General features: G+C 48.5%; 14 protein-coding genes. 2 read left to right on the forward strand and 12 right to left on the reverse strand.

Annotated elements, in window-relative coordinates; all coding sequences use genetic code 11:
• Positions 1–11: 11 nt before the first annotated feature.
• From KNO86_RS06960 to KNO86_RS06970, 3 genes are all read right to left on the reverse strand, one after another.
• The gene (locus tag KNO86_RS06960) at positions 12–794 is read right to left on the reverse strand and encodes a flagellar hook-basal body protein (RefSeq protein WP_214694494.1); all 783 of its coding nucleotides are present in this window, start codon (positions 792–794) and stop codon (positions 12–14) included.
• Positions 795–805: 11 nt separating this feature from the next.
• Positions 806–1,579 (reverse strand): flagellar hook-basal body protein, encoded by a 774-nt coding sequence (locus tag KNO86_RS06965; RefSeq protein ID WP_214694496.1) that lies wholly within the window; start codon positions 1,577–1,579, stop codon positions 806–808.
• A 97-nt stretch (positions 1,580–1,676) separates the two neighbouring features.
• A complete protein-coding gene (locus tag KNO86_RS06970) occupies positions 1,677–3,632 on the reverse strand; it encodes a HAMP domain-containing sensor histidine kinase (RefSeq protein ID WP_214694497.1) in 1,956 nt (651 codons plus the stop codon).
• Between the two features lie 187 nt (positions 3,633–3,819).
• Between KNO86_RS06970 and KNO86_RS06975 the strand changes: the two genes are divergently transcribed.
• Complete coding sequence (locus KNO86_RS06975; protein ID WP_214694499.1) at positions 3,820–5,601, forward strand: sensor histidine kinase; 1,782 nt, start codon at positions 3,820–3,822, stop codon at positions 5,599–5,601.
• Positions 5,582–6,361 carry a response regulator gene (locus tag KNO86_RS06980; RefSeq protein WP_214694506.1) on the forward strand — a complete coding sequence of 260 codons (780 nt, stop codon included), beginning with the start codon at positions 5,582–5,584 and terminating at the stop codon, positions 6,359–6,361. Before KNO86_RS06975 ends, KNO86_RS06980 begins: the two co-directional genes overlap by 20 nt.
• Here the strand turns inward: KNO86_RS06980 and KNO86_RS06985 are convergent.
• From KNO86_RS06985 to atpA, 9 genes are all read right to left on the reverse strand, one after another.
• Complete coding sequence (locus tag KNO86_RS06985; protein ID WP_214695120.1) at positions 6,306–6,566, reverse strand: SDR family oxidoreductase; 261 nt, start codon at positions 6,564–6,566, stop codon at positions 6,306–6,308. The genes KNO86_RS06980 and KNO86_RS06985 overlap by 56 nt on opposite strands.
• 45 nt (positions 6,567–6,611) lie before the next feature.
• A complete protein-coding gene (gene mreB / locus KNO86_RS06990) occupies positions 6,612–7,598 on the reverse strand; it encodes a rod shape-determining protein (RefSeq protein ID WP_074035900.1) in 987 nt (328 codons plus the stop codon).
• An 81-nt stretch (positions 7,599–7,679) separates the two neighbouring features.
• Positions 7,680–8,981 carry a UDP-N-acetylglucosamine 1-carboxyvinyltransferase gene (gene murA, locus KNO86_RS06995; protein WP_214694514.1) on the reverse strand — a complete coding sequence of 434 codons (1,302 nt, stop codon included), beginning with the start codon at positions 8,979–8,981 and terminating at the stop codon, positions 7,680–7,682.
• A gap of 242 nt (positions 8,982–9,223) precedes the next feature.
• A complete protein-coding gene (locus KNO86_RS07000; RefSeq protein WP_074035896.1) occupies positions 9,224–9,442 on the reverse strand; it encodes a DUF1146 family protein in 219 nt (72 codons plus the stop codon).
• Positions 9,443–9,643: 201 nt separating this feature from the next.
• Positions 9,644–10,834, reverse strand: coding sequence for an EAL and HDOD domain-containing protein (locus tag KNO86_RS07005; RefSeq protein ID WP_214694516.1), 1,191 nt, complete (start codon positions 10,832–10,834; stop codon positions 9,644–9,646).
• Between the two features lie 151 nt (positions 10,835–10,985).
• The gene (locus tag KNO86_RS07010; protein WP_012727354.1) at positions 10,986–11,396 is read right to left on the reverse strand and encodes a F0F1 ATP synthase subunit epsilon; all 411 of its coding nucleotides are present in this window, start codon (positions 11,394–11,396) and stop codon (positions 10,986–10,988) included.
• 28 nt (positions 11,397–11,424) lie between these two features.
• Positions 11,425–12,843 carry a F0F1 ATP synthase subunit beta gene (atpD, locus tag KNO86_RS07015; RefSeq protein ID WP_159562971.1) on the reverse strand — a complete coding sequence of 473 codons (1,419 nt, stop codon included), beginning with the start codon at positions 12,841–12,843 and terminating at the stop codon, positions 11,425–11,427.
• A gap of 34 nt (positions 12,844–12,877) precedes the next feature.
• Positions 12,878–13,735: an ATP synthase F1 subunit gamma gene (gene atpG / locus KNO86_RS07020; protein ID WP_074035890.1), complete on the reverse strand. Its 858-nt coding sequence runs from the start codon at positions 13,733–13,735 to the stop codon at positions 12,878–12,880.
• A gap of 36 nt (positions 13,736–13,771) precedes the next feature.
• Positions 13,772–15,280, reverse strand: a complete 1,509-nt coding sequence (gene atpA, locus KNO86_RS07025; RefSeq protein ID WP_214694518.1) for a F0F1 ATP synthase subunit alpha — start codon at positions 15,278–15,280, stop codon at positions 13,772–13,774.
• Positions 15,281–15,291: the final 11 nt, after the last annotated feature.

A 15,291-nucleotide genomic window follows, 5' to 3' on the forward strand; every position in this document is an offset into this window, starting at 1 on the left:
GCGGTCATACTTTACGGACGTAATGCCGTGACAAGTCCCATCATTTGATCACTCATCGAAAGGGCGCGCGAGTTCATTTGGTAGGCACGTTGTGTGATGGTCATGTCGGTCATCTCTTTCGTCAAATCCACGTTTGACGACTCGAGTGTCCCTTCCATCAACAAATTCCCTAACGGACGATCGACTTCGGTCTCGAGGTCGGCTGCGAATACGTTATCACCGAGCGGACGCAGTTCAGACGTATTTCGGACTTCCACGATATCAAGGCGTCCAAATTCCTGCTCGACACCGTTCACGCTCGCCAATACTACACCGTCTTGACGAATACGATGATTCGTCGCCTCGTTTGGCATCGTGATCGCATTGCCGTCATCTCCGAGAAGCGGGTTTCCGTTCACATCGACGAGTGTCGTCTCATCGCCGACAGACAGCTGCATGTTTCCGCTACGTGTCACACCGACACCGTTCGGCGTGTCCACGACGAAAAATTGACGGCTCGCCTTTAAAAAGACATCAAGACCTCGGTCTGTCATGCGTACCTGCCCAATATTGAATTGTTGGGTGATATCAGCGACTTGGCCGCCGACTCCGATGCGAATGCCATTCGGCGTATCCCGACCGACTTCGAATTCTGGACGTGGTTGGTTATCGTACGCTTGCGATAAGAGTGACGCGAAGTGTCCTTGCTGCCGTTTAAAGCCGACCGTATCGACGTTCGCGATGTTATGACCTGTCACATCCAGTTGACGCTGAAGCTGAGACAGGGAGTTGACCGAATTATAAATGGACTGCATGGTGTTCCTCCTTAACGAACGCGAGCGATTTCGATGGCTCGCTCGGCACTTTTATCATACGCTTGGACGACTTTTTGGTTTGCTTCAAATTGGCGATACGTCATCATGAGATCGGCCATCGTCTGGTCAAGGTTAACGTTCGCTTCCTCGATGAAGCCCTGTAACACCTCTACTTGTGCTGGTGCAGGCGCATCGCCCGTCACGCGCCAATCGTTCCCGACTTGTTCGAGTGTCGTCAAGTCATCGATTTGATAGGCACCGAGTGTCGCCACATTTTGACCGAGCGACGTGATGGTCCCATCTTTTCCTACTTGAAACTCGCTCGATGGGAGCTGGATGCGCTCCCCTTCATCGGAAAGGACGTATCCGCCGTCTGCTGAGCGAAGGAATAACGCCTCATCAATCGAGAAGCGGCCATTCGTTGAATACAATGTCTCGCCTGCCTGTTCGACCGCAAACATCGGTGCACCTGTGAAGTCAGCACCTGCTTTCAAATAGATATCGGTTGGACTACCTGATTCTGTGATACTCCCTGCTGAGAAACGTGGCATCGTCTCTTGAAGATAGACGCCCATTGAAAGAGTGCCGACTTCCCCGTTTACACGCGACTTCCCATTATCGGGATTGCTGACCTGCGCGAGCAACATCTCCGGAAACGATCGGACCACGCCGTCAGACGCCTTGAAGCCCGGTGTTCTCACATTGCCAAGGTTATTGCTTAAAATTTCTTGTTGGCGCTGAAGAGCATTCATCGCGCCTGCCGCTGTATATAATCCGCGTAGCATAGTCGTCTTCCTTTCGTCCTGTAACATGATTCACTCTTTATATCGTACCAAACGAGCGATGCATTCACCGTTTTTTCAAAAAAGTTCATCCTATGATTTAGGATGAACGTTCTTCGCTTACATGATCGACCATCGGTAACTCGACAATCATCGTCGTCCCTTCTCCGAGTTGAGAACGGACGTCAATCGTGCCACCGTGCAATTGGACGATTTCTTTACAGATCGATAATCCTAATCCGGTACCGCCAATGCGACGACTTGCTTCGGATTGTGACCGATAAAATTTATCGAAGATCCGACTTGCATCTTCCTCGGAGAGTCCCAAACCTTCATCTGTGATGGCGATTTGAATCGTGTCTGCCTCACACGTCACATCGACACTCACATTTCCACCGTCCGGGGAATACTTGATGGCATTGTTCAGGATGTTCGAGAACACCTGTCGTAGCTGAGCCGGGTCTCCTGCCACAAAGAGCGTTTCATCACAGTCGAAGTGGAAGAGATGGTTCTCCGTCGATCCTGCGTGAATCTCGAGTAAGTCGGATAGTAAGTCATTTAGACTCTCGACTTTAAACTCAGGCGTTCCCATACCCGCCTCCATTTTTTGAACGTCTAACAAATCGCTTACGAGACGCTCAAGACGTTTCGTCTCACTCGCAATCATCTCCAAGTAGCGCTCTCGTTTCGTCTCATCTAATTGACGACTCTTCAAGAGCTCGGAAAAGCCGAGAATCGATGTGAGCGGTGTCCGCAACTCATGCGATACGGTTGCGACGAGTTCCGTCTTCACTCGATTAATCTCTGTTTCCCGGGTAATATCACGGGATACGAAGATGACACCGACACGCTCGTTCTGCAAGTCGATGGGTTCAGCATACATCCGAATCGTCTTCTGACCGTCTTGCATCGTGTACGTGAACGTCTCATCGAACATACCTTCTTCTTTCGCACGCTTCGTGAAACGGTTCAGTCCTTCTTTGTCATCAATCTGATTCATGAACATCGGGTAATACATCGCAATCGGATATAAACTCCCTCGTTCAGTTGTTGGAATCGGATGTTCATATAAATCAAAGAGCGCGCTGTTTCCGAATCGTTCATTCGTCTTGAGTTCCGTGTAGACGATTGAGTCGCGCATCGTGTGTAAGATTCGGGCGGTCTTTTCACGCTCTAGGTCGACTTGATCCTGTTGAGTCCGAAGCGATGTCGCCATCTCATTAAATGCCTTAGACAATTGACCGACCTCATTTTGTAGCGGCTTGATGGGGATGAGGGTCGCGCTCGGATTCGTCGCGAGTCGCTCACTGTTCGTCATGAGCGTCTGCAACTGATTCGTCAGTCGTAAAATATACGGTTGTAAGCCAACGAATAACAAGAAAAGTGCACCGAGCAAAATCAAGAGCCACATCCATTGGGCTTGCACTAACTGTTTCGAGAGCGCATCGCGTAATTCACTTTCTTGAAAGTCGAGATTTGCCCGATAGTCGGTAAAGACCGACTCCATATCGACGATGCTTGCACTCATATCCGCAGCGTTGCTTGAGTTGAGCTTAAATCGTGTCTGAGTAGACGTCTCATTTTTCGGCATGAATTGCCCGACCGTACGCATCTGCAGGAACTCTTCATCTACTTCCCCTGCCTGCTTCGCAATCACATATTGTTCAAGCGCGGGCATGACGCGTGTCGTATAAATGGAGAAAAGGAGTCGCGCATCTTCTGCGAACTGCGTTTCTTCCTCATTACTGGCCTGTGTTTCGAACCAGGTCGTTTGCTCATCGATATTCGCTTGAGCCTTACGCACTTCCTCTAACAAGGCGTTTTCCCCAAGTAGGACGTGACCGCGTAACTCATACTGCATCGATTGCCACGTTTCAAATAAATCTGTCGCCCTTGCACGTTGCTCACTGATCCGTTCCAATTGAACGGTCGTTTGTTGAATCGATTGTTGCGTATAAAAATAGGTCCCAACCGATGTGAGCGTGACTAAGGCAATCAATATATAAAAAATTGTCATCACTTGTCGACTAATGCGTTGTTCAATCCAACGTTTCATGGAATGCCTTCTTCCTTTACTCCTGGAATGTCTCATTTCGCACGGTGAATGACTTTTTCTGTTCAAACAAAAAAAGTTCGGGTACGATGATGAGACGGAGAGTCACTGCAAAAAATCCATTCACCTATTAGGAAGAATAACGTAGTGTCCTCACAAGAAACTCACAAAAAATGAAGGGAATGTGCGCATGACTCGTAATCGAATGACGTTTATCTTCATCCTTGTGATGTTGATTGGCGTCAGCCTCACTTTATTGATTCGACATCAGTCAATCAATCCAACCGTCACCGTAAAACAAGGCGAAGCCTCGCTTCTTTCTTCTTCGGTTGACGAAGAGATTCTGCGCCTCGATGGATCGTGGCGTTACGAATCCGGAATCGTCTCGGAAGTCGATCGACGCTCCTATCGAACCATCCCATTTACGACACCATACAAAGAATCCACATATGAAATCGACCTCTCGCTTCCAGAAGGAACGTATGCGTTACTCATTCCTTCATCACTATCCTCCTCTACGATTTTGATTGATGGAGCATCTGTTGACACAACACGCATCGGAAATAATCGTTCAGGTGAACAACCATCACTTCTATTACTTGACGATGAAATGAAAGAATTTCGATTGACGGTTCAACAGACACAACAAGCAGGGAATTCAGTGCCTATCGAAGAAAGTATATTGGTCGGCCCGTTACACCAGATTATGACGGCTCAAAATGCTTACTCGGGCTACGAATTTTTCATGTTGCTCATTTCTCTGCTGATTGCCATGTTCTATGCCATCGTCTACTTGTTCCATCGAAATGAACGACTGTATGGCTATGGGACAGCGTTCTTCTTGTTGACGAGCCTTTCTCTCATGTCTCGGGACGGCATGTGGATCACGGGAAGTGACAAGTTGACGTTAAGTTTGGCACTGTTAAGCATTATCATGTTGATCGAATTCGCGAGATGTTTGGAGCGTGTCTCGTTCGATCGGTTTTTAACGCTTGCGAGATATCCGCTTTATATATTGACCACTCTAGCCATCATCCTGCCACACTCCATTTACAGTGTGTTCGAATACTTTGTATGGATGATCGTCTTGTTCATTACGTTCTTTTGGGTCGGCTTGAACATCGGTTGGCTTCTTGAGAAGTACAAGACCACGAATACACTCGAACTGTTGACATTCACACTCGCCCAGCTTGTCGGATATATCGGGATTACGCTGTCGACGTTTATCGTGTCTTCTAATCAACAATTGTATGCGAATACGTTTACCATCGTTTACTTCTTATTAATGTTTTTATTATTGCCGATTCACTTGTCTACAGACAAAAAGAAAAAGCAACAAGTCGAAGCGCTGGCCTCACAACATGAGATGTCATTCTTTAACGCTCAAATCAAACCACACTTCCTCTACAATACGTTCGGGAACGTGATTGCGCTTTGCTATACATCACCACCTGATGCCGCTCGTCTCCTTAGTCATTTGAGCACGTACGTCCGTTTTATTTTCGAAAATGGTCGGACGGATCACGATATTTCCATTCGACAAGAAGTAGATATGATTGACTCTTATCTCGCCATCGAACAGACTCGGTTTCGCGACTCGTTCGAAGTCGTGAAAGAGATTGACGACACGCTGTTAGACTATACGATCCCGTCGCTACTGATTCAGCCACTCGTCGAAAATGCAGTTCGTCATGGTCTTTACCGGCATCCAGGGCAAAAGCGGATCACGCTTTTCATCCAAGAACAAGGTGAGATGATTGATATCCGAGTTCGTGATACAGGGAGCGGATTTGACACTGGTCAGTCGAACGAATCATCAGGTATCGGTATCTGTAATATAAAACGCCGAATTGAACATCTTTCTGGTGCAACATTTGATTTAACCTCTACTATAAATAAAGGTACTGCCGTTCACTTGCGATTACCCAAACAAGAAAGGACGAATCACATCAATGCGTACGATTTTAATTGAAGATGAACATCATATTTTAGGGATGATGGAACGAATTGTGAAAGAAGAGCCTTCTCTTGAATGGGTCGGTTCGTTCCAAAGTCCGACTCAAGCTCTCACGTTTATTCAAGAACATCCGGTCGACCTCGTCTTTTTAGATATTGAGATGCCTGAGATGACCGGTCTCGAGCTTGCGACCTATTTGCCAGAACGGACGCAAGTCGTCTTCACCACCGCACATCAACAGTATGCCGTCGAAGCGTTTAATCTGCATGCGACGCATTACTTGTTGAAGCCGATTACAGAACAGATGATCCATAGCGTCATCCCACGTATCGTTCAGCGCTATGAGGCAATCCAACAAAAAAATCCGCATCAATCTTGTCGTATTCAATTCCTTGATCGTTTTTCGGTTCGAACGCAGGACGGAAATCTTGTGAAATGGCCCACTCAAAAAACCGAGGAGTTATTCGCCTACCTGGTCTATCATCGCAAACAGGTCATCAACAAATGGGTGCTCGCGGAAACACTCTATCCGGACATCGATGAACCACAGCGCGCTCTACACAACGTATACAATGCCATCTATCGCTTGAAAAAGACGCTAGCAGAGCACGAACTAGATATTAAGGTGAAGACAATCAACAACGGCTACTCGATTGAACTCGGTGAATCTTGTGTCTGCGATTATTATGAATGGTTGGATGCAACAAATTCTTCGATTACTAAGACGGAACTGAAAAATCGATTGTTTGTCGATAAAGACTATAAATGGCACTAAGAAAAAGCATCTCGCGCAAAAAGCGAGATGCTTTTGTATAGTAACGCCCCGTGAATCCACCATCCACATGAAGATGTTGGCCATTCACCCATGCCCCGTCTTTCCCCGTCAAGAAAGCGACGAAACGGGCCGTATCATCTGGTGTACCTACCCTATTGTATGGGAACAATGGGAGCAGATGCTGACGAATCTCATGAGTCTCAATCTAACCTACACAAAAACAGGCGACCTCGTGCGGTCCCCTGTTTGTTTATTTCAATCGATCTAAGTTTTCGAGCATGATTCCTGTACCGTGCGCGACACTGAGCGTCGGCTCTTCAGCCATCATGACTGGGAGCATGACACGCTCGGCGACGAGTTGGTCGAGACCGTGAAGGAGTGATCCCCCACCTGTCATGATGATACCACGGTCGATGATGTCAGCGGCAAGCTCGGGTGGTGTCTGTTCAAGGACACGTTTCGTCGCTTCGACAATCTCGTTCGCTGACTCCGCCATCGCTTCACGGAGTTCTTCCGACGTGATCGTCACTGTACGTGGCAATCCACGTACCATGTCACGTCCGCGAATGTCCATCGACTCGTTACGTCCACCTGGGAACACCGTCGCAATTTCTTTCTTGATTTGCTCGGCTGTCCGTTCCCCGATGATGAGTTTATGCTTCTCTTTGATCGCACGGAGAATGTCCGTGTCGAAACGGTCCCCTGCAATCTTGATCGTTTCACCGCAGACGATATCACCCATCGAGAGGATAGCGACATCTGTCGTACCTCCACCGATGTCGATAATCATGTGACCGACCGGCTTCCAGATGTCCATGCCCGAACCAACAGCTGCCGCCTTAGGTTCTACGGCGAGGAAGACTTCTTTCGCCCCTGCTTTTTCAGCGGCCTCACGAATTGCTTTCGCTTCGACTGGCGTCACGTTCGCAGGTGTACAAATCAACATGCGAATACCTCCGAAGAAGCCACGGACTTGAATTTTCTCGATGAAGTGACGGAGCATTTCTTCTGTGGTGGCGAAATCGGCGATGACTCCATCACGAAGAGGACGGATCGCCACGATATCACCAGGTGTACGACCAACCATCTCATACGCTTCTGAACCGACTGCTAGCACTTTCCCTGTAGAGCGTTTCATCGCAACGACTGAAGGCTCGTCTAAGACGATTCCTTTCCCTTTTACGTGAATGACAACGTTTGCTGTCCCTAAATCAATCCCGATATCTTTTGAAAACATGATGTATAGGTTCCTCCGTTCATTTCTTCATTGAAAAGAGCGAGAAGAGTCTCTCCTCGCTCTCGAATTCGTGCTCGTTTCTTAGTTCTGAACCATTTCACTCGTAACTTCGACAGTACCTTGAATGCGCTCGATGTCGGCACCGAGTGCTTGAAGTTTTTTGTGGAAGTCTACGTATCCACGGTCGATATGATATAAATCACCAACGCGTGTCTCTTCTTCTGCGATGAGACCCGCTAGAATAAGTGCTGCTCCGGCACGAAGGTCAGTTGCGACGACCTCCGCTCCTTGAAGATGAACGCCACCTTTGACGATTGCTGAACGTCCTTCAATCTTGATGTCCGCATTCATGCGACGGAATTCTTCCACGTGCATGAAGCGATTCTCAAATACTGTTTCTGTAATCACTGATGTGCCGCCTGCTTTCAAGACGAGGGCCATCATTTGTGATTGCATGTCTGTCGGGAATCCTGGGTGTGGCATCGTCTTCACATCGACCGGCTTCAACTGATCCGGCGCTGAGACGCGCATGCCTTCCGCTGTATCTTCGAAGTGTACACCCATCTCTTCCATTTTTGAAATGAGTGGACGAAGGTGTTCACGCTCTGCACCGATGACTTCGATGTCACTTCCTGTGATCGCACCTGCGACGAGGAATGTCCCTGCTTCGATACGGTCAGGAATGATCGAGTGTTCTGCACCGCGGAGTGTTTCCACACCTTCGATGCGAATCGTTTCTGTACCTGCGCCACGTACGTGTGCGCCCATTCCGTTCAAGAAGTTCGCAAGGTCTACGATTTCAGGCTCTTTTGCGACGTTCTCGATGATCGTTGTGCCTTCTGCAAGCACAGCTGCCATCATGATGTTCTCCGTCGCACCAACAGATGGGAAGTCCAAGTAGATTTTCGCGCCTTGGAGACGACCTTCTACAGAAGCTTCCACGAATCCGTTGCCGATGACCGTCTTCGCACCCATCGCTTCGAATCCTTTTAAGTGGAGGTCAATTGGACGTGAGCCAATTGAGCAACCGCCCGGCATTGCGACACGCGCGTGACCGAGACGAGCTAAAAGAGGTCCCATGACGAGGATAGAAGCACGCATCTTCCGAACGTACTCAAGCGGTGCTTCATCTTTGATGTTGCCCGACGCATCGACAGTTACTTCATTCTTCTCTTCATTGAACGACACCTCTGCACCGAGGTGACGAAGTACTTTATTAATCGTGTACACGTCCGCAAGACGTGGTACGTTTTGTAAAATTGACTTTCCTTCGCTAGCTAACAGAGTGGCAACCAATGTTTTGAGTACAGCGTTCTTTGCTCCCTCAACGCGCACAGTACCTGACAGTTTACGTCCTCCACGGACTACAATCAAATCCTTCATATCTCTCTTTGTCCTCCAACTTCATTGTTTTTTTATATAGTGCGTCGATATCCGATTTCGGATGTGATGATGTCGATTATTAGAATGGTTTTCAAAACGTGATGGGTTCTTCATTCATAAATAAAATCGTAATAAATAAATGCGAACGGAATGAAAAAACATCATGTCAGACGAATTTATCCTACATGATAAACATATAGGAGTCGTTACAGCAGGATTACAGTTTGTTAAACATTCTGTGGCTACTGTATAGGTGCGAGCTCTTGTGCCAATCGGATATACTCCAAAAAGAACTGAGCAATCAACGAACCGAAGACGACGGCTACGAGAACACGCAACACAGCTGCTTGCGGGCTCCTCACTTGATTAAGCAACTTGTCCCATTTGACGGGTAAGAGTGCCCACCAAGCGACGTAAATCGCTATGACATAAATCGCTAGCGAAAATACGGTATTGATCATCGACGATTCCCCTCTTTTCTAAAATTCGTACCATTTTCAATCATATCATGTCATGTTAGAGAAAAAAAGACACAGTGTCTCAAGCTTCGAGCGGTTTTAGACCATTCGATCAACTCACTTTCTCCACAAGCACACCAAAAGGGACGTCATCCGCAGTAAGGCCTTACTACAGTAATTGACGCCCCTCACATATTTCAAACATTATTCACTCGATTCGTCAAGGCTACGTGACCAGCGGATGGCTTCTATGTAATATTGAGCCCAATCTGAATCTGTGTTATGAATAGGGATTGTCAATCGTTCATAAGCGATGACATCCTCGAGTAACATCCGTAATTCGTTCGGTTCTCCGAGAAGCGCCGCTTTCACAGGAGGCACTACAGGCAGCTCTGCAATCAACGTCTGCATCGCCTCGTCAAGAATGACGTCGAGCGATGAGAAGATACCCGTGATAAACGCATCGAACGGAGAGGCACCGCTGTTTGTATCCTCCGCAATCAATTCCATCATCTTCCCACGAATGACACTTTGTTTGATCAGTTCTTTCGATTCAGACGTCTGCATCTCGCGCAGCAACATCAAATAGGACCATCGCTTCAATTCATCGAGCCCGATTCGCGCAACGGCTTGTTCGATGGACTGAATCGTGTGACGTCCTTTTTGATACACTGTATTGACGGAACGAAGCATTTTATACGATAAATCGACACTTCGTTCAATTTGCGCCGAAATGCGACGAAAACTCGGCTCTGGACGATCCAATTCCTTTAACACCTCAATGAGCGTGTGGCGCAGCGGATGGACCTCTGCCCCGTGTATAACGATCGGACGGCTAAAGAAATAGCCTTGGAACATCTTATACCCTAATCGCTTCGCAATCTCGTACTCTGCCGATGTCTCGATTTTTTCCGCTAAAAATTCGACCCGATGTCCGAGGGCATCGATTAACTTTTGTTGCTGTTCCACCGGTGTGGCTTGATAGTCGATTTTAATGATGTCGGCCAAGCCGATCAATGCCCGATACTTCTCCTCAAACACGAAATCATCAAGCGCAATCGTATACCCTTGGCGTCTGAGCGAACGTAGAGACTGCAACACTTTCTCGGTCGGCTCGACGTGCTCGAGTACTTCCACGACGAGAGATTGACGAGGCAACAATGATGGCACCTCCCCTTCAATCAACGTCTGTGGAAAATTGATAAACGCTCTCGTCCCTTCTGTCAATTCCCGAAAATTAAAGACGAGATAGGCGTTATGAATCACGTCAGCCGTTGCTAACGAATCATCGACGTTCTCAAACATATTGTTTTCGCTGCGACGATACAACAGTTCGTAGCCGCAAACGCGTAATTTTTGGTCAAAAATCGGTTGTCGCGCAACGTAAACTTTCATTCCCAACTCCCCTTTACGTTCATTCCCACTTATATTATCGGTCATCCCCCATCTATTTTTTACTAGTCCCATGATTTAGGAGCACGACAAAAGTCCTATCTTTTCATATAAACACAAAAAAAACTCCCACACTTTCGTGTGAGAGTCATTGTTATTCTTTCATATCGCGAATGCTCAAGCGGTTGATCGCTTTTTTGAGCGCAAGTTCCGCACGACGGAATTCGAGTTCTGAGAGCTTCGTGTCTTGAAGACGACGCTCGGCCCGAACCTTCGCCGCAGAAGCGCGGTCATAGTCGATCTTATCCGCCATTTCGGCTGTTTCAGCTAAGATCGTCACCGTATCGGGACGAACTTCCATGAAACCGCCGCTGATTGCGATCAGCGTGCGTCCACCATCTTCGTGGCGCAGTTTGAGGACTGAGACGTCGAGTGGTGTCACCATCGGGATGTGCTTCGGTAAAATACCGAGCTCACCAGTGACCGATTTGGCGATGACCATTCGTGCGTCCCCTTCAAAGGCTGCACCATCCGGGGTGACGACGTTGACGTGAACAGTATTCATCGTCTAGTTTCCCCCTTCCGCGTAGGTCTTAGACCAACGTCTTCGCTTTTTCGATGACGTCTTCGATTGGACCAACGAGACGGAATGCATCTTCAGGAAGATCGTCGTGTTTACCTTCGAGGATCTCTTTGAAGCCGCGTACTGTCTCTTTGACTGGCACGTATGAACCTTTTTGGCCCGTGAACTGCTCAGCCACGTGGAAGTTTTGTGATAAGAAGAACTGAATACGACGTGCACGGTGAACCGTGAGTTTGTCGTCTTCAGACAACTCGTCCATCCCGAGGATTGCGATGATGTCTTGAAGTTCTTTATAGCGCTGAAGCGTCTGTTGAACGTTACGCGCGATTTCATAGTGCTCTTTCCCTACGATTTCAGGAGAGAGGGCACGTGAAGTCGATGCGAGTGGGTCAACGGCTGGGTAAATCCCCATCTCCGAAAGACGACGCTCAAGGTTTGTTGTTGCATCAAGGTGGGCGAATGTTGTTGCTGGAGCCGGGTCCGTATAGTCATCGGCTGGTACATAAACCGCTTGAATCGAAGTTACCGATCCTTTTGCAGTCGATGTGATTCGCTCTTGAAGCATACCCATTTCCGTAGCAAGTGTCGGCTGGTAACCTACCGCCGATGGCATACGTCCGAGAAGGGCCGATACCTCAGAACCTGCTTGTGTGAAACGGAAGATGTTATCAACGAAGAGAAGAACGTCTTGTCCTTGCTCGTCACGGAAGTATTCTGCCATCGTCAAACCAGTCAAGGCAACACGAAGACGTGCACCAGGTGGTTCGTTCATCTGACCGAAGACCATCGCTGTTTGCTTGATAACGCCTGAGTCCGTCATCTCGTGGAACAAGTCATTTCCTTCACGCGTACGCTCACCGACTCCTGCGAATACAGAAATCCCGCTATGCTCTTGCGCGATGTTGTTGATGAGTTCCTGGATGAGGACGGTCTTCCCTACACCGGCACCACCGAAGAGGCCGATTTTACCACCTTTGATGTATGGTGCGAGAAGGTCGACGACTTTGATCCCTGTTTCAAGGATTTCAACTTTCGTTGACAATTCGTCAAATGTTGGCGCTTGACGGTGAATCGGTGCACGAAGCACGTCAGCTGCCACTTCTTTATCATCGATTGGGTTACCGAGAACGTTGAAGACACGTCCAAGTGTCATTTCTCCAACTGGTACCGAAATCGGTGATCCTAAGTCAAGTACTTCCATACCGCGGCGAACGCCGTCAGTTGAGTCCATCGCAATCGTACGGACCGTGTCGTCACCAAGGTGAACAGCTACTTCAAGCGTCAAGTCGACACTAACATCGTCTGCTGTCGCTGCCACGTGTGTGACTTTGAGAGCGTTGTAGATGTTCGGTAAGTGGTTGTCGAACTTAACGTCGATAACTGGGCCCATGACTGCGACTACGCGGCCTTTCATGCCGTATTCGTTCATCGTGTTAGCCTCCTACAATCTAGAGAGCGTGCGCTTATTCAAGCGCCGACGCACCTCCGACAATCTCTGTGATTTCTTGTGTGATCGCTGCTTGACGCGCGCGGTTGAATTTGAGCTTGAGTCCGCGAATGAGTTCATCCGCGTTGTCTGTCGCACTCGACATCGCCGTCATCCGTGCTGCGTGCTCTGATACTTTCGCATCGAGCAATGCGCCGTAGATGAGTCCTTCCGCATAACGTGGGAGGAGCGCCGCTAAGATCGTTTCTTCTTCTGGTTCGTATTCATACATCACATTGGATGCGGACTGTTCGATATCCCCGAGCGGGAGCAATTGTTGAATCTTCACTTCTTGGCTGATGACCGAGATGAACGAGTTGTAGCAAAGCTTCAATTCATCAATCTCGCTCTCGCTGAAGGCACCAACCGTCTGCTTGACGATTTCGGCGACTTCAACAAAAGTTGGTTGGTCGTTTAGCCCTGTCATCGCGCTATACACCGGAATGTTGCGTGACTTGAAGAACTGGACACCGACTTTTCCGATTACGTAAAGACGATACTCATCTGTTGATGTGTGCTTGTCTTTGAGTTCACGGTACACGTCACGCAAGACGCTGGCGTTGTATCCACCTGCGAGTCCGCGGTCTGACGTGATGACGATATAACCAGTCCGTTTGACGGGACGTACTTGAAGCATCGGGTGTGTCGCGCCTGATGTACCACCGGCGATCGACGAGATGACTTCTTGCAACTTGTCCATGTACGGTTTGAAGTTGGCGTTGTTCCCTTGGGCCCGGTTCAACTTCGATGCCGACACCATGTTCATCGCTTTCGTGATTTGCTTCGTGCTTTGGGTCGAGGTGATCCGCATCTGGATCTCACGTAATGATGCCATTTCGATTCACCACCTTAATAGACGCTCGTCACCGGATTAAACCGATGGCGAGAACGTCTTTTTGAATTCCGTAATTGCGTCGACCATTGCCTCGTCTGAAGGAAGGTTTCCTGTCTGACGGATTTCACGGCAGAGATCTTTACGGTTTTGGTCGAGCCATGCGTTCATTTCTGTTTCGAAACGACGGATGTCTGTGACTGGGATGTCATCGAGATGACCTTTCGTGAGTGCATAGATGATGATAACTTGCTTGTCTACAGAAAGCGGTGCGTTCAAGTCTTGTTTCAAGACTTCAACCGTACGCTGACCACGGTTCAACTTCGATTGTGTCGCTTTGTCGAGATCTGACCCGAACTGAGCGAACGCTTCGAGCTCACGGTAAGACGCGAGGTCAAGACGAAGTGTACCAGCAACTTTCTTCATCGCTTTTACCTGTGCCGATCCACCAACACGTGATACTGAGAGACCGGCGTTGATCGCTGGGCGTACCCCAGAGAAGAAGAGGTCCGACTGAAGGAAGATCTGACCATCCGTGATCGAGATAACGTTTGTCGGAATATATGCTGAGATATCCGATGCTTGTGTCTCGATGAACGGAAGTGCTGTTAATGAACCACCGCCGAGTTCGTCATTCAACTTCGCTGCACGCTCAAGAAGGCGTGAGTGGAGGTAGAAGACATCCCCTGGGTAGGCTTCGCGGCCTGGAGGACGACGGAGAAGGAGCGAGAGCTCACGGTAAGCTGCCGCTTGTTTCGAGAGGTCATCATAAACGACGAGGACGTGTTGTCCGCGGTCCATGAAGTACTCACCCATCGATACCCCTGCGAATGGTGCGAGGTAAAGAAGTGGTGCCGGCTGTGATGCCGATGCCGAAACAACGATTGTATAGTCGAGCGCGCCGTTTTGACGAAGCGTCTCTACTACACCACGTACAGTCGATTCTTTCTGACCGATTGCGACGTAGATACAAATCATGTTCTCTTCTTTTTGGTTGATGATCGCATCGATGGCAACAGATGTTTTACCTGTTTGACGGTCACCGATGATGAGCTCACGCTGACCACGACCGATTGGAACGAGGGCGTCAATCGCCTTAATTCCTGTTTGAAGTGGTTCGTGAACCGATTTACGCGCCATAACGCCGTAAGCTTTACGCTCAATTGGGTTATATGTGTCTGTTACGATTGGTCCTTGACCATCGATTGGTTGTCCGAGCGGGTTCACGACACGTCCGAGGAGTGCCTCACCGACTGGTACTTCCATGATGCGGCCTGTACGTTTGACAGAGTCGCCTTCTTTAATGCCTTTGTAATCGCCAAGGATGATAATCCCGACGTTACCTTCTTCTAAGTTTTGCGCCAAGCCCATTACGCCGTTAGAGAACTCTACGAGTTCCCCCGCCATAACGTTATCGAGTCCGTGTGCACGAGCGATACCGTCACCTACTTGAATGACTGTACCTGTCTCGCTGACTTCGATTTCAGAACCGTACGAAGCGATTCGTTCTTTTAGCAGGGCGCTAATTTCTTCAGCTTTGATTGTCATTGAATTCACCC

Origin of the sequence: Exiguobacterium sp. s160 (genome assembly GCF_018617575.1) — a bacterium.
In the GTDB taxonomy this organism is placed as follows: domain Bacteria; phylum Bacillota; class Bacilli; order Exiguobacteriales; family Exiguobacteriaceae; genus Exiguobacterium; species Exiguobacterium aestuarii_A.

Excerpts from the sequence above, each read along its gene's own strand:
- KNO86_RS06980 (WP_214694506.1), top strand. The coding sequence starts at position 5,582 with ATGCGTACGATTTTAATTGAAGATGAACATCATATTTTAGGGATGATG.
- KNO86_RS07000 (WP_074035896.1), bottom strand. The coding sequence starts at position 9,442 with ATGATCAATACCGTATTTTCGCTAGCGATTTATGTCATAGCGATTTAC.
- mreB (WP_074035900.1), bottom strand. The coding sequence starts at position 7,598 with ATGTTTTCAAAAGATATCGGGATTGATTTAGGGACAGCAAACGTTGTC.
- KNO86_RS06960 (WP_214694494.1), bottom strand. The coding sequence starts at position 794 with ATGCAGTCCATTTATAATTCGGTCAACTCCCTGTCTCAGCTTCAGCGT.
- atpD (WP_159562971.1), bottom strand. The coding sequence starts at position 12,843 with ATGAACGAATACGGCATGAAAGGCCGCGTAGTCGCAGTCATGGGCCCA.
- KNO86_RS07005 (WP_214694516.1), bottom strand. The coding sequence starts at position 10,834 with ATGAAAGTTTACGTTGCGCGACAACCGATTTTTGACCAAAAATTACGC.
- KNO86_RS06970 (WP_214694497.1), bottom strand. The coding sequence starts at position 3,632 with ATGAAACGTTGGATTGAACAACGCATTAGTCGACAAGTGATGACAATT.
- atpA (WP_214694518.1), bottom strand. The coding sequence starts at position 15,280 with ATGACAATCAAAGCTGAAGAAATTAGCGCCCTGCTAAAAGAACGAATC.
- KNO86_RS06975 (WP_214694499.1), top strand. The coding sequence starts at position 3,820 with ATGACTCGTAATCGAATGACGTTTATCTTCATCCTTGTGATGTTGATT.
- KNO86_RS06965 (WP_214694496.1), bottom strand. The coding sequence starts at position 1,579 with ATGCTACGCGGATTATATACAGCGGCAGGCGCGATGAATGCTCTTCAG.
- KNO86_RS07010 (WP_012727354.1), bottom strand. The coding sequence starts at position 11,396 with ATGAATACTGTTCACGTCAACGTCGTCACCCCGGATGGTGCAGCCTTT.
- murA (WP_214694514.1), bottom strand. The coding sequence starts at position 8,981 with ATGAAGGATTTGATTGTAGTCCGTGGAGGACGTAAACTGTCAGGTACT.
- atpG (WP_074035890.1), bottom strand. The coding sequence starts at position 13,735 with ATGGCATCATTACGTGAGATCCAGATGCGGATCACCTCGACCCAAAGC.